Here is a 23258-nt window from a genome sequence, read left to right as displayed (position 1 = left end):
TCGAGCCCCTTCCGGCAATCGACACACAGGTCTAATCTGTGGAACGCCATGGAGCATACGCAGACCGATGAGGGATCGACAGACCCCGACGAAGACGGCTCCGAGCGCGTCGGCGGAGCTCGGCTGGTGGGGGCGGACCGGGTGCTCGCGGTCCTCAAGCAGCTCGCCCGGCATCCCGAGGGCGTGCGCCTGGAGGAACTGACCCGGGCGATGGGCAGCCCGAAGCCCACCGTGCACCGGGCTCTGGCCGCCCTGCGCCGGGCCGGATTCGCCGGACAGGACGGGCGCGGCCACTATCTGCTCGGCGACGAGTTCCTGCGCATGGCCTTCGCCCACCACGAAGCGCGCCCGGAACACGTTCGCGTCCGGCCGGTGCTGGAGGCGCTGGCCGCCCGCTTCGGCGAGACCGCCCACTACGCCGTCCTCGACGGCCGCGAGGTCGTCTACCGCGCCAAGGTCGACCCGCCCACCGGCGCCGTCCGGCTGACCTCCACGGTCGGCGGCCGCAACCCCGCCCACGCCACCGCCGTCGGAAAGCTGCTGCTCGCCCACGAGTTGAGGACCCCGGAGGCTGTACGACGGTGGATCGGCAACGCCCCCCTGGAGCGCCGGACACCCCGAACAAGGTGTGAGGCCGAGGAGCTGCACCGCGAGCTGGAGGTGAGCCGCACACGCGGTTACGCCCTCGACGACCAGGAGAACGAGGCAGGCGTCACCTGCCTCGCCGTGCCCGTCTACGCCATCTCACTCACCGCTCCCTCAGGAGCGGTGAGTGTCAGCGCCCTCGCCTACCGAACTCCCTTGCGGACCTTGACCAAAGGGATCGACGACATCCGCAAGCTGCTCGGCCCGCTGAACGGGCCGCACCCGCGATGACCGTCCGCGCCATGCGCGCTTTCGTGCTGACTGCACCGGGGGAGTACGCCGTCCAGGAGGTCCCGGCACCCGTGGCGGCTCCCGGTGAAGTCGTCGTCGACGTCGAGCGGGCCGGTGTCTGCGGCACCGACGCCGAGTTCTTCAGCGGCGCGATGGCCTACCTCCACCAGGGACACGCCGCCTACCCCATGCGCCTGGGCCACGAATGGGCCGGACGCGTGGCCGCCGTCGGCGACGGGGTCGACCCCGCGTGGATCGGCCGACGCGTCATGGGGGACACCATGCTCGGGTGCGGCGACTGCCGACGCTGCCGGAGAGGCCACCAGCACGTGTGCGACAAACGGCAGGAGGTCGGCATACGCGGGAACCGGCCCGGGGCGCTGGCCGAACAACTGGTCGTCCCCGCCACGTCCTTGCACGCGCTGCCGGACTCCGTCGACGCCGAACTCGGGGCACTGGTGGAGCCGGGCGGCAACGCCCTGCGCGCCGCGCGGGCCACGGGCGCCGGACCCGGTGACCGGGTGCTGGTGCTCGGGCCGGGGACGATCGGGCTGCTCGTCGCGATGTTCGTCCGGGCCGCCGGGGCCGAGGTGCACCTGATGGGCCGTACCGCGCCGTCGCTCGCCTTCGCCCGCGCCCTGGGCTTCGAGCACGTGTGGTGGGAGGACGCCGTTCCCGAGCTGCCCTTCGACGCCGTCGTCGACGCCTCCAACGCCGCCCATCTGCCGGGCAGGGCAGTGGAGTTGGTCGAGCCGGCCGGACGGATCGTCTACATCGGACTGTCCGGCGAACCGAGCCGTGTCGACACCCGCACGCTCGCCCTGAAGGACGTGACCGCGGTGGGCGTGCTGTCCGCGTCCCCGGGACTCGCCGCGACGATCCGGGCCTACGCGGAGGGTCTGGTCGATCCGCGACCGCTCGTCGCGGCGACCGTGGGCCTGGAGTCGGTCGGCGCCGTGCTCGCCGGAGAACGGCCCGCGGAAGCGGGCCCCGGCCCGAAGGTCCTCGTTGATCCACGGCGGGAGGACCCTCGTCCGGCGCACGAGTGAGGGGCCCGCGGGAGTCGGTCTCACGTCTCGGCGGGACGCGCCGCCGCGGCCAGCAAGGACTGCAGACGGCGGGCCGCGTCGATGTGGTCGGCGGTCCAGATGATGCGGACCGCCGTGTCCGTGGCCTTGCCGTCCTCGTCGCTCAGATCGCGCCGCAGGGAGGTGACCAGGCGGGCCTCGGCGGCCGGGTCCGGGGGCATCGGGTCCGGCACCGCGGTGCCGCGCTCCAGGCCCGCCGCCAGATTGCGGTACCAGACGGAGACATGGTCCGCGGTGCCCATCAGCACCAGACGTGCGTCCACCCGGTCCGTTCCGTCGGGCTGCTCACCGGCGCGCTGCCACAGCCCCAGGACGGCGTCCGCGGCGAGCCGCAGTCCGACGACGCCGGTGACGAGGGTGGTCATGTCGGCCAGAGGCACCGGTTTGGCGCCGCGTTCCGCGAGATAGCTGCGGAAGGCGTCGTCCAGGCGCCGAGCCGCGGCCGCCGCCTGGCGGTTTTCCTGTTCCGGGGCCGCGACGGGCGGGGGACCGCCGGCGCAGCGGCCCACCGCGTACCGCACCGCACCGGCCAGATAGCGCGCGCTGTCGGTGTAGGCGGCGGCGAGGGCACGGTCGACGGCGGCCGTGGCGCCGCGCGGCCAGAAGAACAGGCCGACCAGCACGCTCACCCCGCAACCCAGCGCGATGTCCTCGATCCGCAGCAGCACGATGTGCCAGTCCGGGTGCCGGCCGATGTTGAACAGGATGACCAGCGTGACGGTGAAGGCCGCCTGACCTGCGGCGAAGGAGATGGCGGCGGGTGCGATGCCCGCGACCAGCACGGCGACGGGCAGCAGGAACCACAGCACCGTGCTGTGGTCACCGATCAGCTGGAGCAGCCCGGCGCCGAGGACCGAGCCGACGAGGGTGCCTCCCAGCGCGCGTACGGCGTTCTGGCCGGTGTTGAGCGCGTTGGAGCGCAGGACCGACAGCGTGCCCAGCAGCACCCAGAAGGAGTGCTCGACGCCGGTGACGTCGGCGAGGGCGACCGCGACGCCGAGGCCGAGCGCGCCGCGCAGGCTGTTGTGCAGCCAGACGGAGCCGCGCTGGAGGTGCGCGGCGGCCCGCTCGCGCGCCGAGGCCAGCGGCTGGACGACGGTACCGGGATCGAGGCCCAGCAGCCGCTCCGGCCAGCTGCGGCGCTCGGCGGCCGCGGCCAGGTCCACGTTGCCAGCGATCTGCAGGGTGGCGAACCCCAGTTCCTGCGCACGGAAGGACAGGTCCAGGGAGCCGAGGAAGTCCCGGATCTCCGCCTCCGTGCCCGGGCGGGGCCGGTGCACCGGCAGCCGGGTGACCGCCCCGTGCTCCATGCCGTCGATGACCTCGCGCAGCTCCGCCGAGGCGGCCCGCAGAGCCTTCGGGTCCGACCGCGGGGCGTCCAGGAGATCCGCGGCCCGCTCCAGGACCTCGGCGGCGGATCGCCGTACCCGATGCGCGTCCCGGTCGCAGCCGGCTCTCCCGTCGTCCGGAGGCGCGCTCTCGGCCACGATGGCACTGAGCCAGGTCAGTTCGTCGACCAGCCGGACGATGGCCCGCGACCCGGTCGACAGGCCGGTCGGCCGGTAGGGCGTGGCGTCGAAGGCGGCGCGCAGCTCGGCGGCCGCGGTGGCGGCGTCGGCGGCGGCCGCCCGGCAGCGGGCCGCGCTCGGCGCGTCCGGATCGGCGGCGAGCCGGGACGCGTCGGCGTGCAGCTGCGCGGCGGCCGCGCGGCAGACCCGGGCGGCGGGCGCGCTGAGCGGGTCCGCGGTGGGCCGGGGCCACAGCAGGGAGATCGTGGGCAGGGCGGCGGCCGCCGCGAGGCCCGCGCCGGCGAGCCGGTCGGGCAGCTGCGAGAGCGGGCCGGGTGAGGTCACCGGAAGGACGAAGCCCAGCAGCAGTGCCGTCGACGCGCCCGCGAGGACGGAGCTGACCACACCCGCGAACAGCACCAGGAAGCCGACCACCACGGTGACCGTGACCGCCAGCCAGGTCTGCCGGGCCACGAGCGTGCCCAGACAGATCAGCAGCGCCCAGGCCACCGCGAGCCCCACCTGGGCGCGCAGCCGCTGCACCATCGGACCGGTGAACTCCACGAGCAGCAGCATCGAGAACGAGCCGAACGCCGCGAACGTGGCGATCGTCGGCGCGTGCAGCACCTGGCTGCACAGCGCGAACAGGGCCGGCATGACCAGTGCGGTCCGACCCGCCCGGCGTGTCGCCGCCAGCCCCGGATCGTGGTCCCGCAGCCACGCCACGAGCCGCCCGGCGACCGGGAGACGACCAGGTATCCGCATACGCCCGCACACCTCCCGTCGGCACGACGCCCGCGCGCCCCACAGGTGTCGAGTATGTGCGCCCCGGGACCGCGCCGCCCGCCTTCCGGCCGAAAACGCCGGGTCGCCGGGGCCATGTTCGCGCCCGTGAGCCGGGGCGGAAGGCGGGCACTCGTACGCGGAGCGATCGGCGACGGATCCGGAGCGGGCAGCCATGACAGACATCGACACGTTCACCGACCGGCTGAACCCCGACATGTGCGTGGTCACGGCCTCGGCGGGTGGGCGGTGGGCCGGGTGTCTGGTGGGGTTCTTCTGCCAGTGCTCCATCCAGCCCGCGCGGTTCGCGGTGTGGATCTCCAAGGCCAACCACACCTACGACATCGCCCGCCGGGCCGACTGCCTCGCCGTCCATCTGCTGACCCGTGAGCAGCACGAGCTGGCGGAGCTGTTCGGCGGACGGACCGGCGACCGGACCGACAAGTTCGCCCGGACACCGTGGACACAGGGGTACGGCGGCTCGGTGATCCTGGACGAGGTCGCGGCGTGGTTCGTCGGCACCGTCGAGAGCCACATCGACGGAGGCGATCATGTCGGCTTCGTCCTGGCACCGGTGCAGTGGGGAGGCGGCACGGACGGTCCACTGCTGAGGCTCCGCGACGCGCTGGACATCGACCCGGGCCATCCGGCCTGAACGTCCCCGGGAGTGGCGGTGTCCTAGGACCCCGCCGTCGCGGAGTGGGGCCGAGCCGTCTGCGGTCCGCCTGGGCCCGTCTGGTGCGACTGGTGACCGCAGGCTGAGCTCCGGGCCGGTCGGCCGGCGATCTCACATGTGGGTGTCCGTCTCCTCGGCCAGTGTCCGCAACAGGCGGTCCTGGAAGGCCTGGTCGTGGACCGCGCCGTGCGGTTCGCGCCGTTGACGGTGATACCAGTACCCGCCTGTGGTCAGGGCCTGGGGGTCGTCGCTCGCCGCGAGCCACACCTGTGTCTCATGGCCGAGTTCCAGATCGTCGGGCGCGTTCGGCCCGCCCATCTTCGTCGGCACCCAGCCCGGGTCCACCGCGTTGCTCAGCACCCCGGGCCGCAGGCGAGCCACCGCTGCCGCGAGCGTCGTGACGAACAGCTTGCTGTCGGCGTACGAGCCCGCGCCCCGCCCCCGCCAGTCGACCCCGGCGAGCGAGGGGCGCCCGCCGTAGTGCGAGCCGCTGCTGAGGTACACCAGCCGCCGAGGCCCACGCAGCAGGGCCGTGAGCAGGTACGGCGCGACGATGTTGACCGGCATGACGGCCGGCCCGCTCCACACGCCGGCGTTGTGGACGACCGCGTCGAGCGGCTCCGCGTCGTTCAGCTCGGCGGCGATGTCCCGCACCGCCGCACGATCGGTGAAGTCGCCCACCACGAGCCGGGCCCCGCGCGCGACCAGGGTGTCGAGTGCCGGCGCGCGCTCGCGGCTCCGGGCGTGCACCACCACGTCGTGGCCCGCGGACAGCAGCGCCGCGGCCGCGGCACGCCCCAGACCGTCCGCGGATCCGGTCACCAGGATCCGACTCACGATGGCACCGCCTCTCTGGTGATCTCTAGTCCCCGTCCCCCTCATCATCGTCGATCAGGTCAGCGGGGTTCGCGAACCACCGCCAGTCGCGGGCTTGCCGGAGAGGAGTTCCGTCGCCTCCGGGGAGACGGGGATGTGCGCGTCGCGGTCGGTGTGGCCGATCAGGAGCAGGTGGTCGGCGTCCGGGGCGCGGCGCCGGGCCACCTCCACGCCCTCCGTGGCCTTGCGCACCGTCTGTACGTAAGCGCGTGCGAGTGGCGGGTGATGGCGGGGACGCCGGCCAGCAGGGGGAAGAGTTCGTCGGTGTGCATGCCCAGGGCCTCGCGGAAGGCGCCCGGGTAACCGCCCAGCCGGACACGGCAGTTGGCGTCGACCATGCCCCTGTGGATGCCGACCGCCAGGGTGAGGCTGGCCGCACCATCGTCGTCGATCAGGTAGAGGGAGGGGGCCCAGACCAACTGGCGCGACACAGTCAGCAGCTGACAGGACGGGCTCGCCCGGTGGTCCGGCGGGCCCGTCCTCATGCGGTGCCCGGTGGCTGACGCGCGGTCACTGCTTGTCGCGCGTGGCGAGCCGTTCGGCGATCTCGTTCCTGACCGTCTCGTTCAGCTCGTCCGAGGTGAAGCCGAGATCGCGCAGGATCTGCGCGGCGAGGCCTTCCTCCACCCGGATCAGGCCCAGCAGCGTGTGTTCGGTGCCGACCCAGTCGTGGCCGAGGGCGGCTGACGCGCGGTGGGCCTCCTCGATGGCCTTCTTGCTCTCCGGCCGGAACGCGATGTGACCCCGCGGCGCCTTCTTCCCGGCGGGAGGCAACGCTTCCCGGATCGCGTCGCGGACGCGCTGCTCCGACTCGGCCTTCGCCACCAGCACCTCGTATGCCAGGCCGCGCGGCTCGCCGAGCAGGCCGAGCAGCATGTGTTCGGTGCCGATGGAGTCGTGCTTGTGCGTTCGGGCGGCCTCCTGTGCCAGCACGATGCTGTGCCGGTTGAGGTTGGTGAACCGCTCGAAGGCGGCGGGTGTGTGCCGTTGCTGGGCGGCCTGCTTGGAGACTCCGATGGCGTCGCCGATCTCGGTCCAAGAGGCGCCGGTCTGCTTGGCCTTGCTGACGTAGTGGTCGATGAGCTGGTCACCGAGGTCGGACAGCGTCTGGGCACGAAGTCGTGCCTCGCTGATGCGTGCCAGTTCGCTGGCTTCGGGAAGTTCCTCGTCTAGCCGGGCGATCAGGTCGGCCAGGCTGATGTCGAGTGGGCTCATGCGTCAATCGTAAGTTGACGATGACCTGCCGTCAACTTGTAATTGACGCTCGCCTCCGGTGAATCTCGGATCGTCGGGCCCGCACCGGAGCCCGCTCGTCCAAGAGCCCTTCGTGGCGCAGGTCGTCCCAGACCTGCGCCGGGATCTCTACGGCGAACGCCGCGACGTTGCGGGATCACGGTGGGGTGGCGCGCCTCTTGTCTCCAAGGGGATCTACCGACCGCCCGGGCGAGGACAACGCACCGCCGCGGAGTCCGGCCGCCGAGCGGACCAGTGACGCGACCGCCAGCGAGCGGCTGCTCGACGGCCATGCGAGCAGCGTCGTGACGTCCGGCGCGTCGACGACGGGCACCGCGACGTGTTCGGGCCACTGCCAGGCACGGCTGGAGGCGGGAATCACCAGCAACGTCTTGCCCAGCGCCACGAGTTGAGCGAGCTTCGACTGGGTCCGTACCTCCGGCCCGGGCCCTTCCGGGTACGACCCGTCCAGCCGCGGCCATCGAGCGATCGGCAGGTCCGGCACATGGCTGACCTCCGCCAGTGTGAGCTTGTCCCGGGCGGCGAGCGGATGCCCCGCGGGCACGATCGCGACCTGCCCCTCGACGTACAGGTCCTCGGTGTCGAACCCGGCGAGGTCGTCGTACGGACGATGCATGAGCGCCACGTCCGCTTGTCCGTCGCGCAGCAGCCGCGCCTGCTCGCCCACCTCGCACAGCAGGATCTCGACCGGTGGCGCACCGGGTTCACGCTCCACCGTGTCGAGCAGCTGCCGCAGCAGCTCGTGGGAGGCCCCGGCCTTCGTCGCCAGCACCAGCGGGCGCTTCGGATCTCCGGCGCGGCGCGTCCGACGCGCGGCGGCCGCGACCGCGTCGAGAGCCGTACCGGCCTCCCGGAGCAGCACCCGGCCGGCATCGGTGAGGGTCACCCCACGGCGGTTCCGGTCGAGTAGCTGGACGCCGAGCCGCCGCTCCAGCTGGCGGATGGCGCGCGAGAGCGGCGGTTGTGCGATCCCGAGTCGATCGGCGGCACGGCCGAAGTGCAGTTCCTCGGCCACGGCGACGAAGTACCGCAGCTCACGGGTCTCGAGATCATCCACCCGAGCAGCCTACCGACTGATACCCGGCGAGTATCACAACGGACCACGGCGATATTGGACCGCCAACCCCCGCCCCGCCGAGCATGGTTGGCGTGAACGACACGAAGACCGCGCTGGTCACCGGCGCGAACAAGGGAATCGGTTTCGCCATCGCCCAAGGGCTCGGGGCGGTCGGCTTCAGAGTCGCGGTGGGGGCTCGCGACGAATCCAGGCGCGAGGACGCCGTCGAACGACTGCGTGCCGCGGGCGTCGACGCCTTCGGAGTCGCCCTCGACGTCACCTCGGACGACAGCGTCGCCGCCGCGGCCAAGACGATCGAGCAGACAGCGGGGAGGCTCGACGTACTCGTCAACAACGCCGGCATCTCCGGCCGGACCGACGGCGGCGCGCAGGATCCCACAACGCTCGACCTCGACGTCTTCCGCACGGTCCTCGACACCAACGTCTTCGGCGTGGTCCGGGTGACCAACGCGATGCTCCCGATGCTCAGCCGCGCGAGCGCGCCGCGCATCGTCAACGTGTCCAGCAACATGGGCTCGTTGACGCTGCGGACCGGTCCGGTCATGGCCGCGTACGCGCCGTCGAAGTCACTGCTCAACAGCCTCACGACACAGTACGCCCGCCGACTCGCGGATACGCCCGTCATCGTGAACGCCTGCTGCCCCGGCTACGTCGCCACTGACTTCACCGGCTTCAACGGACTCCGTACGCCCGAGCAGGGCGCCGCGATCGCCGTCCACCTCGCCACCCTGCCGGACGACGGGCCGCGCGGCGGCTTCTTCGACGACGGGGGAGTCGTCCCCTGGTGAATGAGAAGAGGTGAATCAGAAGCGGTGAATCAGAAGCGGTGTTCGTCCTCGTCCGTCTTGCGGTTGCGGTTGGCCATCTTCTCCCAGAAGGCGTGCAGTTCCCGGACGGGGATGCTCACCCACGGCGCGGTGTGCCGGCTGACGGCGGGCAGGTGCCAGCGATAGCGGCTGTGCAACAGCGTCTGTTGCTGGCGGCAGAACAGCTCCGCCAGCTCCGCCTGGGCGTTCCCCGTCTGAGGGGGATAGGGGCACAGACGGAACTCGCACGGGGACAGGCAGGTGGTGCCGCAGTCGTCCCTGTCGGCCCGGCCGACACCGTGTTCGGGATGCAGTCGAGTGCGGTCGTGGGTGAGGCAGTACGGCAGGGTGTCCTTGTCCGCGAGCTTCAGACGTTCCTCGATGTCGTCCGGCGTGCCGCTGCCCTCGGTGAGGTTGAGCATGACCAGCACGTCGGCGAGCAGGCGTTGCGCTCGAGGGTGCAGGATGCTCCAGCCGACGGAGGGAGCGATCCACAGGTTGTGCTTCCGGTAGTGCTCCGGATCGGCCGGAGTGGAACCGACGTTGTCGGTGGCTCCGTTCTCGTCGATCCAGATGAACCGCTCGGGGTGTCCCGTCTCCAACGCCAGGGTCACCAGATCCCCGGCCTCGGCGACGAACGGGTGGAGGACTCTTTCCGGCTGACGTTCGTCGGTGGTGTCGGCAGGCGCTGGGGCCTGGTGGGCGCTGCCCGCCAGGGCGAGCCACCGGCTGACCGACCGCACGGGTTCGACAGAATCGGTGGACGTCGACTCGTCGTCCGCCGAACTGTACGTGGTGGTGCGTCCGGCCGTGTCGGGGAGCTCCCAGAGACACAAGGCATGGAGCAGACTCAACTGCGCGTACCAGTACCGACTGCGGGTGAGCATCTTCTCCGCCTGCTTCACCAGGTAGCCCCGCGTCTCTTCGTAGGCGTCCGGGTGCCGCCTCCGGCGGTTCGCCGCGTTCTTGAAGCCCTGGGCCAGAGCGTTCTCCAAGGACAGCGGCATGGGCGGATTCTGCGCGCCGGCCGGGGTGGTGAGGTTGTGCAACCAGAGGTTCAGCCGTTCCTTGGCCTCGGCGCGGTACTTCTCGGACACCGACCCCACGACCATGGGAACGAGCCAGGCCCGGAGGGCGAAGTGGCGCCACAGGGCGATGCGGTTTCGCTCGTACTCCTTCATGATCCAGTCGAGTTTCCGCTGTCTCTTCTCCGCCGCCATCGAGTCCGAAGCGGGGTTCGCGGCTTCTTCATTGAGCCAGGCGGTGTAGTCGTGGTCGAGCTTCTCCTTGGCCTCAGTAATCCTGCCCAGGTACTGCGCTATGGGGTCGCTTCCCAGGGGGAACTCCGTGCGCAACTCCTTGAATGCCGCATCGCCACCGGCGGCTATCTGGTGGGCCACCGCGATGCGAACGGCATACGAGGGCTCATGTGTACCGATTTGGAAGAGGTGCCTGTAGGGAAGACACGGCTGCACGGGCTCCATTCCTGGGAGTGCATGACTTCCCTTGCTGCGCCGCTCCCGTTCGCGCAGAGCGGCTCCGAAGTGGCGAACGAGCCCCAACTTCGCTTCCTCGATGGTCCGTTGATCCCCTTTGATGGCGAGGTCCGCCCATCGCTCGTCGAGGTCCTGAGCCAGCTTGTCCTGCATGGGCACGGAATCGACACAGTCGATTTCGAGGGCTGCGGCATACAGGTCGTAGTACTTCGCGTCGTGCCGGTGCGCTGCGGCGCTGCTGAGCACCTCGGCCAGTTTCGGCGGCGTTCCACGCCTGTTGTGGGCAGGGGCACCTGCCTGCGACACACCGTCGGACCGGGCGAGGGCGTCAGCCCGGTCACGTGAGAGCAGCACGAGAGCGATGAGCAGCTCGCGGGACGGCCCGGGACTGTGCAGCGCCGGTTCGACGACCGCGTCGATCTCGTCGTCCTGCAGCTCTCTGAGCAGGCGATAGCCCAGATATGCCTGGAGGATGCTGTGCGGGAACCGAACCCGGTTGGGGCAGCCGTAGACCAGTCCGAGGAGTTGGCCGTTGGCGATGTACCGCCCCAGCTCGGTCCGACATTCGTGGGGGTACTCCAGGACGTTGAGCCAAGGCGCTGACCGTCCCACCTTCCGACTCAGCACACCCCATATCGCGTCGCGTTGCGGCGGGGAAACGGAAAGGCGGATCCCGTTCCGCTGGTGGGTGTCTGCCGTCCTGTGGTCGTCCTGGGACTTCATGCGCTCACAGAGGTCGTCCACGTGCGCACTGACGAAGTCCTCGAACGTCACCTCGAGGCTGTCCTGCAACAGTCCCAGGCAGGCCAGTGCCGACACGACCCACATGGTCTCCCGGCGCTCCCTGCGGTCCATCACCAGATTGTCGAAAATGCGGCCGTCTTCTATGGCCTGACGGTAAGTGTCAAGAAGCCCGAGTCTGAGCGTGGCGCGGTCATTGCTGCGTGTGTCCATCCGGTGGTGTCCGTCGCGGAGCGTCAGGTGTTCCAGCAGTCCGTGCTGCTGGAGCAGATGGGCGATCCGCAGATAGATCGGCGAGTCCACGACCTCGGCGGTCTCGACCACCCAGTCCAGGCGCCGTTCGTCCAGCTCACCGGAGTCTCGTATGAGGTATTCCAGGGCCGCTTCCTCGCTCAACGGCTCCATGTCGGCGATCGCGGCCCGGGTACCTTCGAGCGGCGCGTGCGGGCGCGAGGCGATGACCAGCGGCAGTTTCTGGCGATCGGCTCGGTCTATCGCCCGCCGGATGATGTTGTCGCGGTCTTCCTGGAACTTGTCGTCGAGGAGGGCCTCTTCCAGGCCGTCGGCGATGACGACGACTTTGTCGTCGACTCTCAGTTGCTGCCATGTCTTGTCGATGTTGCTGCCGGCGAGCACGCTTTGGTCCGTCTCTTCTTCGAAGCGGTGCCGTGCCATTTGCTCGAAGTCGAGCTCACCGTCCTCCTTCATGTCGCGCAGTCTTACGGGCACGGGAACAGCGGACTGCTCCGCGAGCATCCGGGTGAGTTCCACCAGAACGGCGGTCTTGCCGACGCCCACGCCGCCTACCAGGAGATAGGGCTTCCTGGTCTTGCGGTTACGCAGCGTCTGGGCGATGACCTGGGACAGTTCGCGACGCCCGACGATCCGGTTGACCAGCGTTCCGGCGGTGGGGACCAGCTCATGGGGATGGTTACGTGCCTTGTCGACGAGGGGCTTCTTGGTCCTGTGGTACCAGTACAGAAGGAAGAACGCCAGGAGCAGGGAGCCGGTGAGAACGGGGCCCACGATGTGGGAGACGGCGTCGAACCATGTGGACGTAAGCAGCTCGTGCAGGTCATGGTCTTTTGCGACGTACTCGTAAATGGCTACGCCCACCCAAACGACAACCACAGCTGTCCCGAGAAACGCGTATATCCGCAGCAATGGGCCGAGGGACACCACTCCGGGCCGCCAACTCCGGTTCGGGGCAATACTCCTGTGCGCTTCCCTCTCGGTCCTGACCGTGCGCCACTTCTTGCTCGTCGCCCTTGCGAGCCGGGACCACCACCGTCTCGGATACAGGGTGTACCAGGGGGCGCTGTGCGGCCGCTCCTTGCCTTCCGGATGGCGGATGACCTTCGTGGGCATGAGGTCCGCTCCCTCCGCGCAGCACGATGTGGGCAGGCGGATGCGTTCCTGGCTCCTCGCTGCCACAGCGCGATATCTGCTGGCAGGTATGCCTTCGTTTCCATGAAAGCACTGGTGGACAGGACCGCAACATGACCATCGCTCCAGCGGAGGCGGCCCTCGGTGGCTATGCGCAGCGGAGTCTGACGGGCACTCAGGTCATGGCGCACCCTCTGATCAAGGAGGGCCCTCCCGCCGGTCATCTCAGTCGGCGATCATGATGGATCGCGCGTATCGTTGGTGATGCGGCAGTGGTCTGCGCGTCAGGCGTTGCCGCCAGCGATACGAACTCGCAGCTTGATCATCGAAGTTCCCGCGAACGATCTGCGCCCTCTCGCGCCGTTCATCCGGCCTGATCATGCCGGAATCCCCACGCAGCCGTGGCGGCAGCCCCTGGGCGCACTCGGTTCCAGTCCTTCCGTCCGCGTGCCCGGGTGCCGACCGCCGCTCGGGTCCGACGGGTCCGCTCCATGGCCAACGGAGTTGCGTGACTAGGGAGTTCAGAAGTGTCTGAGCGCCGACTCGAGTCCCTGCCGCCGCGCCGGTCCCGGCCGAGCCCGGCAGAGGAGGAGTGACTGCCCCATGTACGCGAAGTTCCCCGAGGGCGCGGCCCAGCGCACCGATCCACAGGCGGCGGCCGAGGTCGTCTACGACGCTGTCGTCGTCGGCGGCGGGATCTCCGGCGCCCTGATCGCCCTGCGGCTGAGCAATGCCGGCAAGAGAGTGCTGATGCTCGAAGCGGGCCCGGCCGAGGACCTTACCCTCAGGGGGTATGAGGGCTATCTGAACCGGTTCTACTCCGCCATCGGCAAGGACAACCAGGCCCCCTATCCGGTCGTCCCGAACGCGCCGATGCCCCGCGGCTCCGATGCTCGGCGCATCACCCCGGGTGCGCCCGACGCCTCGGCCTACATCGTCCAGAACGGGCCCTTCGCCACCGACACGACCTACACGCGGGTTCTCGGCGGCACCACCATGCACTGGGAGGGCAAGACGCTGCGGATGCTGCCGGAGGACTTCCGCATGCGCACGCTCTACGGCGAGGGGGCGGACTGGCCGCTCACCTACGAGGACCTCGCCCCGTACTACAACGAGGCCGAACGCGAGATCGGTGTCTCCGCCGACGTGGAGGACCAGGCCTACCTCGGGATCACCTTCGACGAGGGCTACGTGTTCCCCATGAAGGGACTGCCCCTGTCCTACCTGGACCGGACGGTCGCCAAGGACCTCGACGGGATGCCGGTCGAACTCGACGGGGAGCGACGGGAGCTTCGGGTCCGGCCGTTCCCACAGGGCCGGAACGGCATACCGAACCCGGCCTACGACGGCGGGAAGGGATACGTGCCGCGCGGCGCGGTCAGCGCCTACCAGGTCGAGGTGGGCGAGCGGTGTCAGGGCAACGACAACTGCGTGCCCATCTGCCCGGTGCAGGCCAAGTACAACGCCGGCAAAACCCTCGCCCTGGCCCTTCAGAGCGGCCGCGTCGACCTGGTGGCGCAGGCGGTGGCTCACAAGGTGCACGTCGACGAGCGCACGCGCCGGGTGACCGAGATCGAGTACCGGCACTACGACCGGCCCGACAGTCCCGGCTTCAACACCGTGCGGGCCCGCGGCCGGCTGTTCGTCCTGGCCGCCAACGCCGTGGAGAACCCCCGGCTCATGCTGGCCTCCGGACTGCACGGATCGAGCGGTCTGATGGGGCGCAACTTCATGGACCACGCCTACCTGTTGGCGTGGGGCCTGCTGCCGGAGGTGGCCGGTACCTTCCGTGGCACGATCTGCACGGGCGGCATCGCCGACCTGCGCGGCGGCCGCTTCCGCAGCCGCCAGGCGGCCTTCACCATCGACATCCACAATGACGGCTGGGGATGGGCCCGGGGCGCGCCGATGACCGACCTGATCGGCCTGGTGGACTCCGGCGGACGCTACGGCGAGTCCCTCCGCCAGGCGCTGGTGGACAAGGTGTCCCGTCAGCTTCAGCTGGCCTTCATGGTCGAGGTCCCCGCCAACCCGAGCAACCGGATCACCGTGAGCCCGGACTACACCGACAAGCTCGGGAACATGCGGCCCGTCCTCACCTACGACATCCCCGAGTACACGATGCGGGGGGTGGCGTACGCCCGCCAGTTGTCGAAGCGGATCTTCGCGCGCCTGGGGGCCGAGGACCACACCGTCTACAACCCGAACTTCTGGGGCTACGCCGTCCACGACGGCGAGGGATACGAACTGCGCGGGGGCAACCACCTCGCCGGCACGCATGTGATGGGCCGCGACCCGTCGACCTCGGTGGTCGACCCGGATCAGCGGTGCTGGGACTACGAGAACCTCTACATGGTCGGCGGGGGCAGCATGCCCACGGTGGGTACGTCGAACGTGACGCTCACCGTCGCCGCCCTGTGCCTGCGCAGCGTCCGGGCCATGCTGGCCCAACTCGACTCCGAGACCGCACCGGTCGACATCTCTGCCGATCGGCACCACGCGGCGTCCCTCTCAGGGGAGGTGTCCAGGTGACCGCGTCGACCATCGACAACCGTGACGACCTGATCCGCTACCTGAACGCGGCGATGGCGCTGGAGCACGGGACCATCCCCACGTACCTGACCGCGTACTACTCCATACGCTCCACCACCAACTCGGATGCCGCCCACATCATCCGGGTCGCCGCGGTCGAGGAGATGCTGCACCTGACCCTCGTCGCCAACGTCCTGAACGCCGTCGGCGGGGAGCCCGACCTGACCCGACCCGGCTTCGTGCCGTCCTATCCGGCCTACCTGCCGGACGGGGAGAGCGACTTCACCGTCGACCTACGGCACTTCTCCCCCGAAGCGGTGGAAACGTTCTGCAAGATCGAGCGACCGGGCAGGGCTCCCAGCGCCGACGAGCGGCTGCTGAAGGTACCCGACGACAGGACTCCGCTCATGGTCTCCAGCCCCACCACCGAGGGCATGCGCTTCTACAGCATCGGCGAGTTCTACGAGGAGATCATCGAAGGGCTCGAAAAGGTGGCGGCCCACGACCCCACGCTCTTCCGCGGGGATCCGGCGCGGCAGATGGGGCCCGAGTACTTCTACTCCGGCGGCGGAGACGTGATCGTCGTCTCCGACCTCGAGTCGGCCCAGCGGGCACTGCACTTCATCGCCGCACAGGGCGAGGGCCTGGACTCGGGTATCTACGACGCGGACGGGGAGCTGGCCCACTACTACCGGTTCCGGCAGCTCCAGCTCGGGCGCTACTACCAGGCGGGCGATTCCCCTGACGCGCCTTCGGGGCCCGCGCTGCGCATCGACTGGGACGACGTGTACAAGGTGAAGACGAGCGCCCGGCTGGCCGACTACCCGGCGGGATCGGAACTCGCCCGTGTCGCCCGTGACTTCAACGCCGACTACGCGGCCTTCCTCGCCCTGCTCACCAAGGCGTTCAACGGACAGCCGGACCTGTTGCAGGATGCCGTCTGCGAGATGTTCCGCCTGCGCGACGGGTTCAACCGGCTGATCTGCAACCCCCTGCCGGGCAGCGGCGGCCTGCACGCCGCTCCCACCTTCGAGATGCCGGCCGAGGTCGGACCTGATCCGCTGGCCTCAGCGGGTGCCGGCGAGACACCCCGGGTGGTGACGTGATGAGCTCCCCGCCCTTCGAGGACTTTCTCTCCCTCTCGGTCGACCTCACCGCCTTCGAGGCCACCGATCTGCTCGGCACCGGCATGGCCCACAAGTACCTGGCGAAGGTGCGGGCCGCCTGCGGTGACGAGGCGCTCATCGCTCTCCTGGCGGCCCATCGGGCGGCCCGGACGGATGCGGCCGGTGACGCCGGAAGTCTCACCCGATCCCCACTCGACCGCGATCTGCTGGACCGGGCTCTGCGCCACCGCATCTTCAGCGACGACCGCCTCGGGCCGGTGGCGCGCAACATCATCAAGCTCTGGTACGCCGGGATGTGGTACGCGCTGCCGCCCGAGTGGACCGACCGCTACGGAGCCGGAACAGCGGTGGGGACGTCCACGGTCACCGCCGCCTCCTACCAGGAGGGGCTGCTGTGGCGGGCCATCGGAGCCAATCCTCCGGGGGCCAAGGCACCCGGATACGGGTCCTGGGCCAAACCGCCCCGTATCGCGGACCGTTACCTGAAAGGGGCGAGGAGATGACGCATGTGGCTGACCGCCTCAGCCCGGACAAGGTGAAGCTCGGTGTCTGCTGCACCCTGTGGTGGAACGACGATTTCCCCACCATCGACGTCGGTATCTCCTTCGGCCAGGCAGTGAGCGAGATGGCCCTCGCCGGCTTCCAGGGCTGCAGCATCGGACACAAGTACCCGTCGGACGCCGACGAGCTCAAGGCAGCCCTCGATCTGCGCGGCCTGAGCGTGTCCGAGCCCTGGACGAGCACCTACTTCACGATCGGCAACATGCGGCAGAAGACGATCTCCGCCTTCGAGGAAACCCTGGCCCGCATCAGGGCGCTGGGCGGGACCGAGCTGGTCGTGGCCGAGTTCGGCGCCTCCTCGCACCTGCTGCCGGTGGATGTGTTCGCCAACCGGCCGGTCTTCACCGACGCCCAGTGGGACGCCTTGACCTCGGGCCTGAACGAGCTGGGCAGGATCGCCGGCTCGGCCGGCATGAAGCTCAGTTATCACCACCACATGGGCACGGGAGTCATGAACCGGGCCGACATCGACCGGCTGATGGCCTCGACCGATCCGGACCTGGTCCATCTGCTGCTCGACACGGGACACATCGCCTTCGCCGGCGACGATCCGCTGGAGTTGGCCCGGGCGTACGCCGACCGCATCGGACACGTGCACCTGAAGAGCGTGCGGCCCGAGGTGGTCAGCCGGGTCCGTGAGGAAGGCCTGTCGTTCCAGGAAGCCATCCAGCTCGGCGTGTTCACCGTGCCCGGAGACGGTGCGATCGACTTCCGGCCCATCCTCGAAGTCCTGGCCGACGCGCACTACCAGGGGTGGCTGGTCGTGGAGGCGGAGCAGGATCCGAACAGGGCCGTCCCGCTCGAGTACGCCAAGAAGGCCCGCGCCTACCTCGCCGATGTCCTGGGGTGGTGACGATGAACGCGACACTCGGACGGGACGTGTTCTTCAGCTTCTTCATGTTCACGGCCGACCTGCGGCCGCAGGACACGCGGTACACCCGCACACTGGTCAACCACCTCAAGGCCCTGACCGACATGGGCTATGACGGCTTCGACGTGCATATCGCGGCCCGGCCCACAACCGTCGATCACAAGCTCGAGGTCGACAGCTACCTGGGCCTCAGGAAGGCATTCGAGCGGGCAGGACTGGGGGAGGCGAAGTTCACCACCAACGTCGGGACCACGCGCACCTTCGACCCGACGTCGCCGTACGAGGAGCAGCGTCGGCAGGCGCTGTCGTACCTCAAGTCACGCGTCGAGATCACCCGGGTCCTGGGTGGCGACTCGATCATGTCCGGTCCTTTCATCTACCCCTACGGGGTCTTTCCGGTCACGGACTCCGACGAGCCGATCTGGAGCGACGCCCTGCAGGACTGGATGAAACCGCGGTACGACGCGGCCCGCTCCGTCTTCGAGGAACTGTTGGAGTACGCCGCGGCGCGAGAGGTGAAGCTGGCCGTCGAGCCCGTCAAGAGCTGGGAGACGCCGCCGCCCAACATGGTCTCCGAGGTGCTGGACTTCCTCGAAGGCCTCGAACACCCGCAGGGTGGCGTGACGATCGACACCGCGCAGGTCGTGATGGAAAGCCAGGGCCCGTCGGTGCTGAAGGAGAACGTCGCGCGGGCGGTACGGCAGGACCGGCTCTACTACGTCCACATATCCGCACCCGACCGGGGCGCGGTGAAGGACAGCTGGATCCCGTGGAACATCGTCTCGGACGAGATCCAACCGGTCTATCGCGGGCCGTACCTGATCGAAGTGTTCAACGCCATCCCGCCGTTCGACAGCTCCATGCGCATGGCGCGCCGGCGTTTTTGGCGACCCGGCGAGGACGAGGCGGTGCCCGGCAGGGACAGTGCTTACGACGTCGCCAGGGCCGCGCTGGACGAACTGCGGACGCAGACCGCATAACCCGGAGGCCTCGCATGCCGGCTCAGATGTCAGATCCCCTCATCATGGTCGTGAAGCAGACAGGCGATGTCCGCATTCACACCTTCGTCGCGTCCTTCGAAGACAGCAACATCGCGAACGCCACGCACATCATCGAGACCCCGAACCAGCTGGTTCTCGTCGACGCGCAGTTCCTCGTCCCGTACGCCAGGGCGTTCAGGGACTACGCGGACAGCCTGGGAAAACCGATCGAGCGGCTGTACGTCTCCCACCGGCACCCCGACCACTGGTTCGGTCTGGGAACCGCGTTCGCCGACGTCACCGTCCACGCCCTGTCCGAAACCATGACCTTCATCCAGGATCACGGGGAGGACTCGAGAAGCGACCACTGGAAACTCGGCGATCTCGCCCCGGAGCGCGTGGTCGTTCCCAAGCAGGTCGCCACTCCCGGCGAAGAGACGATCGACGGGGTCAGGTATGTCTTCGACCGGGTGACGGACACCGAGATCGACTACCACCTCACCATCCGGCTCCCTGACGTGGGCGCGTACTTCACTCAGGACCTGATCTACAGCGGCACCCATCTGTACCTGACGAAACACATGGGTCACTGGATCCGGGTCCTGCAAGAAATGCTGCTGTCGGAGTACGAGTTGTTCATGCCGGGCCACGGCCTGCCGGCCGACAAGAACGAAGTCGCCCGCAATGTCGAGTACCTTTCCGCCGCTCGGCAGGCGGTCGGTGACGGGCTGACGGGCGACGCCTTCAAGAGCTTCCTGCTGCAGCGGTATCCCGAACGCAGGTGCCCGGGGATCTTCGACATCTACATGCCCCGCTTGTTCGGCGGCGCGAGCGACTACTGATCACGGGAGGTGCTTCCACCATGACCGAGGGATGCACGGTAGGGCAGTACCTGGTGGACCGGCTCCGCCAACTCGGGCTGGACCACCTGTTCGCCATCGCGGGCGACTATTCGATCGAATGGCTGAACCGGTACGTCGCGCCGAGCGGCATGGAGATCGTCGAGGAAGTCAACGAGGTGAACGCCGGTTACGCGGCGGACGGTTACGCGAGGCTGAAGGGGATCGGCGCCCTGTGCGTCACCTACTCCGCAGGCGCGTTGTGCGCCGTGAACGCCGTCGCCGGCGCCTATGTCGAGAAGGTGCCGCTCGTACTGATCAACGGCACGCCGAGCGTGAAGAAGACCATCGTCTTCGAACAGACCGGCTTCAGCGCCCATCACTTCATCAGCGGACGCGAGACGGATCTTCAGTCCTTCGAGCACCTGACCGTCGCGGCCATACGGATCGACAACCCCGATCTCGCCCCCACGCTGATCGACTACGCACTCACCCGGTGCATCAGCGAACGGCGCCCGATCTACATCGAGTTGCTCCAGGACATGGTCGACCTGGAGTGCGAGGCGCCGAGAGGCGTGCTGAAGCCCGCCAGGATCCTGTCGGACGAGACCAGCCTGGAGCAGTCGGTCGCACAGATCTGCGCACAGCTCGAAAACGCCGAGAACCCGCTCATCTGGCTGGGTGTGGAGATCGACCGGCTCGGTCTCCAGGACAAGGCCATGAGTCTCATCCAGCAACTCAACATCCCGTTCGTCACGGAACTCCTGAGCAAATCCGTCCTTTCCGAAGACGACGAGCTGTTCGTCGGCGTCCTCGACGGCCAGGCGTCGGCGACGGCCGTGACGGACCTCGCCGGCACGGCGGACTTCATCCTGGCCCTCGGGGTGTGGCTGACGGACATCAACTCGTTGGGCTGGGCGCCGGACTACGACAAGACCGCGTTCGCGTCGTTCGACGCCGTCAAGTTCGGAACCTTCTTCGGCGGACAGGTCGCCCTGGAGCACCTCGTCGACGGCATCCTGGCCGAGAAGATCACGCCCAAGGTGCGCAAGGCCCCGGACATGCCGGCCCGCGGCGCACCGGTCGTGGGGGACACGGATGTCATCACGTACCAGGGCTTCTACGACTACATCCAGCAGTACATCGACAGGAACACCATCGTCGGTGCCGACGCCAGCATGAACTACTTCGGAAGCCTGCTGCTCGATGTGCCGAACCCAGGAGGGTTCATCGTCCAGTCGTCCTACTCGGCGATCGGCTACAGCGGGGCCGCCGCGACGGGTATCTGCCTGGCCAAGCGTCCCGACCAGAAGGTGATCGTCTTCTCGGGTGACGGCGGCTTCCAGATGACCGTCCAATGCCTTTCGACGCAGGCCCGGTTCGGCCTCGATCCGGTCATCTTCGTCATCGACAACGGCGTCTACGCCGTCGAGCAGTGGCTCGCCGACGCAGGGGTCTACCACTCCGACAGACCGTTCTACAAGCCGTGCGAGCTGCACCGCTGGAATTACAGCAAGCTGGCGGAGGTCTTCGGATGCCGGGGATGGGAAGTCGGCACATACGGAGAGCTGAGGGACGCCGTGCGAGGCGCGCAGGAGTACACGAGCGGCCCGTCCGTCATCCAGGTGCGCGTGCCCGAGAAGACGATCCCCGACAACGCGAAGTGGAAGAACCCGTAGCAGGGCGAAAGGGAGCGGGAGGAAACCTGCTCGAAAGGGGCGTCCCCATGGACAGCTACCCACTGATCGAGAACCACGGTCTCGTCGGCGATCTGCAGACAGCCGCGCTGGTGTCCACCGAGGGCGTGGTCGACTGGTTCTGCACCCCGCGGTTCGACTCGCCGAGCGTCTTCGGGGCGCTGCTGGACAGCGAGGAGGGCGGCCACTGCACGGTCCGGCCGGCGCACCCGACGCACACGGTCAAGCAGCTGTACCTGCCCGCCACGGCTGTCCTGGTGACCCGGTTCATCACCGAGGCGGGCGCCGGTGAGGTGGTCGACTTCATGCCCGTGACCGGTACGACGGTCACCTCCCGCCACCGACTGGTGCGTCTGGTCCGCTGTGTGCGCGGCAGCATGACGTTCCAGGTCGAGATCGCCCCACGGTTCGACTACGGACGCAGCAAGCACGATGTGCACATCTCCCAGCACGGAGCGGTCTTCGCCGCGGAGGACGGCACGTCGCTCACCGTGCACCCCATCCGCGAACCGGAGGACGACCGGCTGATCGACGTTCTCACGGCCCAGGGCGGCGATCTGCACCTCTCACTCACGCTGAGGGCAGGTCAGCAGCGCGGACTGGTGCTGGAGATGGGCGCCGAGGGGCCCCCTGCCGAGGTCCGCCTGGACGCGTACGAACGGCTCTTCGACGAGACCGTGGCGTTCTGGCGCTCCTGGATGGCACAGTCGCGCTACACCGGGCGCTGGCGCGAGATGGTGGAGCGATCCGCGATCACGCTGAAGCTCATGACCTTCGCTCCCAGCGGCGCGGTGGTGGCCGCTCCGACGGCGGCTCTTCCCGAGCAACTGGGCGGCGAACGCAACTGGGACTACCGCTTCACCTGGATCCGGGACGCCTCCTTCTCCGTGTACGCCCTGCTGGGGCTGGGCTTCACGGAGGAGGCACAGGCGTTCATCGGCTGGCTGAGCGACCGGGTCAAGGAGCAGGCCGGCAGCGGCGGGAGCACGGGCCCGCTCAACGTCATGTACAAGGTCGACGGCTCCAGCGACCTCGACGAGCAGATCCTCGACCACTGGGAGGGCTACGCGGGCTCCCGGCCGGTACGCATCGGCAACGGCGCCGCGACACAGCTTCAACTGGACATCTACGGCGAGGCGCTGGACAGCATCTACTTCGCGCACCAGCGCGGATTCCAGATCGGCCACGCCGGATGGACCGCGATGCGCGCGAACCTGGACTGGCTGGCCAACCACTGGGACCAGGCGGAGGAGGGCATCTGGGAGACCCGCGGCGGGCGCCAGGACTTCACCTACGGCCGGGTCATGTCATGGGTGGCCTTCGACCGCGCCCTGCGCCTCGCCGAGTCGAAGGGCTGGCCGTCGGCGGCCGGGCGGTGGCAGACGGAGCGCGACGCCGTCTACGAACAGGTCATGGCCCATGGGTGGAACGAGGAGCGGCAGGCCTTCGTCCAGCACTACGACAGTGACGTACTGGACTCCTCGCTGCTGCGCATGGCGACCGTCGGGTTCCTCAGCCCCGAGGATCCGATCTGGGCATCGACGCTGGACGCCTTCGAGCGCGAACTGGTCAGCGACAGCCTCGTCTACCGCTACAACCCGGAAGCCTCCCCCGACGGTCTGCGCGGTTCCGAGGGCACCTTCTCACTGTGCACGTTCATGTACGTCGACGCCCTGGCCCGTGCGGGGCGGGCGGACAAGGCGCGGCTGGTCTTCGAAAAGATGATGGGATACGCCAACCATCTGGGCCTGTACTCGGAGGAGATCGACCCGACGGGCCGTCAACTGGGCAACTTCCCCCAGGCGTTCACGCACCTCGCACTCATCGACGCGGCGCTCACCCTGGACAGGGTGCTCGACGGGCAATAGGCGGCTCCGGCACGGCTGTCAGTGCCGTGGCCTAGGTCGCTTCTGATGGCTCTTGGACGGTGTCTCGGAGCCAGATGACGATCGCCGTCACGGTCAGGGTGCCGTTGAAGATGTAGTCGCGTTTGTCGTAGCGCGTGGCGACAGCGCGGAACTGCTTCCACTTGCTCACGCACCGCTCGACGGCACTGCGGCGGCGGTACTGCGCCTTGTCGAAG

At 68.8% G+C, this 23258-nt stretch carries 17 protein-coding genes and 2 pseudogenes; 12 read left to right on the top strand and 7 right to left on the bottom strand.

All coding sequences use genetic code 11. From position 1 onward, the window contains the following. Positions 1 to 48: 48 nt before the first annotated feature. Entirely contained in the window at positions 49 to 876 is an 828-nt protein-coding gene (locus tag GRC12_RS17555; RefSeq protein WP_208780240.1) for an IclR family transcriptional regulator, read from the top strand. A gap of 11 nt (positions 877 to 887) precedes the next feature. Next, positions 888 to 1925, top strand: coding sequence for a zinc-dependent alcohol dehydrogenase (locus GRC12_RS17550; RefSeq protein ID WP_208780239.1), 1038 nt, complete (start codon positions 888 to 890; stop codon positions 1923 to 1925). A gap of 20 nt (positions 1926 to 1945) precedes the next feature. Here GRC12_RS17550 and GRC12_RS17545 read toward each other — a convergent pair whose 3' ends face one another. After that, positions 1946 to 4237 carry an FUSC family protein gene (locus tag GRC12_RS17545; protein ID WP_208780238.1) on the bottom strand — a complete coding sequence of 764 codons (2292 nt, stop codon included), beginning with the start codon at positions 4235 to 4237 and terminating at the stop codon, positions 1946 to 1948. Positions 4238 to 4430: 193 nt separating this feature from the next. Between GRC12_RS17545 and GRC12_RS17540 the strand changes: the two genes are divergently transcribed. Next, entirely contained in the window at positions 4431 to 4910 is a 480-nt protein-coding gene (locus GRC12_RS17540; protein WP_208780237.1) for a flavin reductase family protein, read from the top strand. Between the two features lie 132 nt (positions 4911 to 5042). On the opposite strand, the gene GRC12_RS17535 is transcribed toward GRC12_RS17540, so the two are convergent. From GRC12_RS17535 to GRC12_RS17520, 4 genes and pseudogenes are all read right to left on the bottom strand, one after another. Then, entirely contained in the window at positions 5043 to 5768 is a 726-nt protein-coding gene (locus GRC12_RS17535) for an SDR family NAD(P)-dependent oxidoreductase (RefSeq protein ID WP_208780236.1), read from the bottom strand. 54 nt (positions 5769 to 5822) lie between these two features. After that, a pseudogene (locus GRC12_RS45655) lies at positions 5823 to 6235 on the bottom strand (beta-galactosidase); the annotation flags it as partial. 82 nt (positions 6236 to 6317) lie between these two features. After that, positions 6318 to 7022, bottom strand: a complete 705-nt coding sequence (locus GRC12_RS17525) for a Clp protease N-terminal domain-containing protein (RefSeq protein WP_208780234.1) — start codon at positions 7020 to 7022, stop codon at positions 6318 to 6320. A 175-nt stretch (positions 7023 to 7197) separates the two neighbouring features. Continuing rightward, positions 7198 to 8118: a LysR family transcriptional regulator gene (locus tag GRC12_RS17520; RefSeq protein WP_208780233.1), complete on the bottom strand. Its 921-nt coding sequence runs from the start codon at positions 8116 to 8118 to the stop codon at positions 7198 to 7200. Between the two features lie 83 nt (positions 8119 to 8201). Between GRC12_RS17520 and GRC12_RS17515 the strand changes: the two genes are divergently transcribed. Continuing rightward, positions 8202 to 8927 carry an SDR family oxidoreductase gene (locus GRC12_RS17515; protein ID WP_208780232.1) on the top strand — a complete coding sequence of 242 codons (726 nt, stop codon included), beginning with the start codon at positions 8202 to 8204 and terminating at the stop codon, positions 8925 to 8927. Between the two features lie 29 nt (positions 8928 to 8956). Here GRC12_RS17515 and GRC12_RS17510 read toward each other — a convergent pair whose 3' ends face one another. Continuing rightward, positions 8957 to 12298 carry an ATP-binding protein gene (locus GRC12_RS17510; RefSeq protein WP_308286570.1) on the bottom strand — a complete coding sequence of 1114 codons (3342 nt, stop codon included), beginning with the start codon at positions 12296 to 12298 and terminating at the stop codon, positions 8957 to 8959. Positions 12299 to 13171: 873 nt separating this feature from the next. Here GRC12_RS17510 and GRC12_RS17505 point away from each other — a divergent pair. The 8 genes from GRC12_RS17505 to GRC12_RS17470 are packed head-to-tail and all read left to right on the top strand — an operon-like array spanning position 13172 to position 23043. After that, entirely contained in the window at positions 13172 to 15100 is a 1929-nt protein-coding gene (locus GRC12_RS17505) for a GMC family oxidoreductase (RefSeq protein WP_208780230.1), read from the top strand. Beyond that, complete coding sequence (locus tag GRC12_RS17500) at positions 15097 to 16206, top strand: ferritin-like domain-containing protein (RefSeq protein ID WP_208780229.1); 1110 nt, start codon at positions 15097 to 15099, stop codon at positions 16204 to 16206. The genes GRC12_RS17505 and GRC12_RS17500 overlap by 4 nt, the downstream gene beginning before the upstream one ends. Then, positions 16206 to 16730 carry a hypothetical protein gene (locus GRC12_RS17495; RefSeq protein WP_208780228.1) on the top strand — a complete coding sequence of 175 codons (525 nt, stop codon included), beginning with the start codon at positions 16206 to 16208 and terminating at the stop codon, positions 16728 to 16730. The genes GRC12_RS17500 and GRC12_RS17495 overlap by 1 nt, the downstream gene beginning before the upstream one ends. Further along, positions 16727 to 17641 (top strand): myo-inosose-2 dehydratase, encoded by a 915-nt coding sequence (iolE, locus tag GRC12_RS17490; RefSeq protein ID WP_208780227.1) that lies wholly within the window; start codon positions 16727 to 16729, stop codon positions 17639 to 17641. The genes GRC12_RS17495 and iolE overlap by 4 nt, the downstream gene beginning before the upstream one ends. A 2-nt stretch (positions 17642 to 17643) precedes the next feature. Further along, a complete protein-coding gene (locus tag GRC12_RS17485; protein ID WP_208780226.1) occupies positions 17644 to 18639 on the top strand; it encodes a sugar phosphate isomerase/epimerase family protein in 996 nt (331 codons plus the stop codon). Between the two features lie 26 nt (positions 18640 to 18665). Then, positions 18666 to 19481: an MBL fold metallo-hydrolase gene (locus GRC12_RS17480; protein WP_208780225.1), complete on the top strand. Its 816-nt coding sequence runs from the start codon at positions 18666 to 18668 to the stop codon at positions 19479 to 19481. Between the two features lie 20 nt (positions 19482 to 19501). Then, positions 19502 to 21157, top strand: coding sequence for an alpha-keto acid decarboxylase family protein (locus tag GRC12_RS17475; RefSeq protein WP_208780224.1), 1656 nt, complete (start codon positions 19502 to 19504; stop codon positions 21155 to 21157). Positions 21158 to 21204: 47 nt separating this feature from the next. After that, positions 21205 to 23043, top strand: a complete 1839-nt coding sequence (locus GRC12_RS17470; RefSeq protein ID WP_208780223.1) for a glycoside hydrolase family 15 protein — start codon at positions 21205 to 21207, stop codon at positions 23041 to 23043. Positions 23044 to 23074: 31 nt separating this feature from the next. On the opposite strand, the pseudogene GRC12_RS17465 reads toward GRC12_RS17470, so the two are convergent. Continuing rightward, positions 23075 to 23258: pseudogene (locus GRC12_RS17465) on the bottom strand (IS5/IS1182 family transposase); the annotation flags it as partial.

It is taken from the genome of Streptomyces griseorubiginosus, assembly GCF_017614965.1.
Taxonomy (GTDB): Bacteria; Actinomycetota; Actinomycetes; order Streptomycetales; family Streptomycetaceae; genus Streptomyces; species Streptomyces griseorubiginosus_B.
This window is presented reverse-complemented; position numbering and strand designations above follow the sequence as displayed.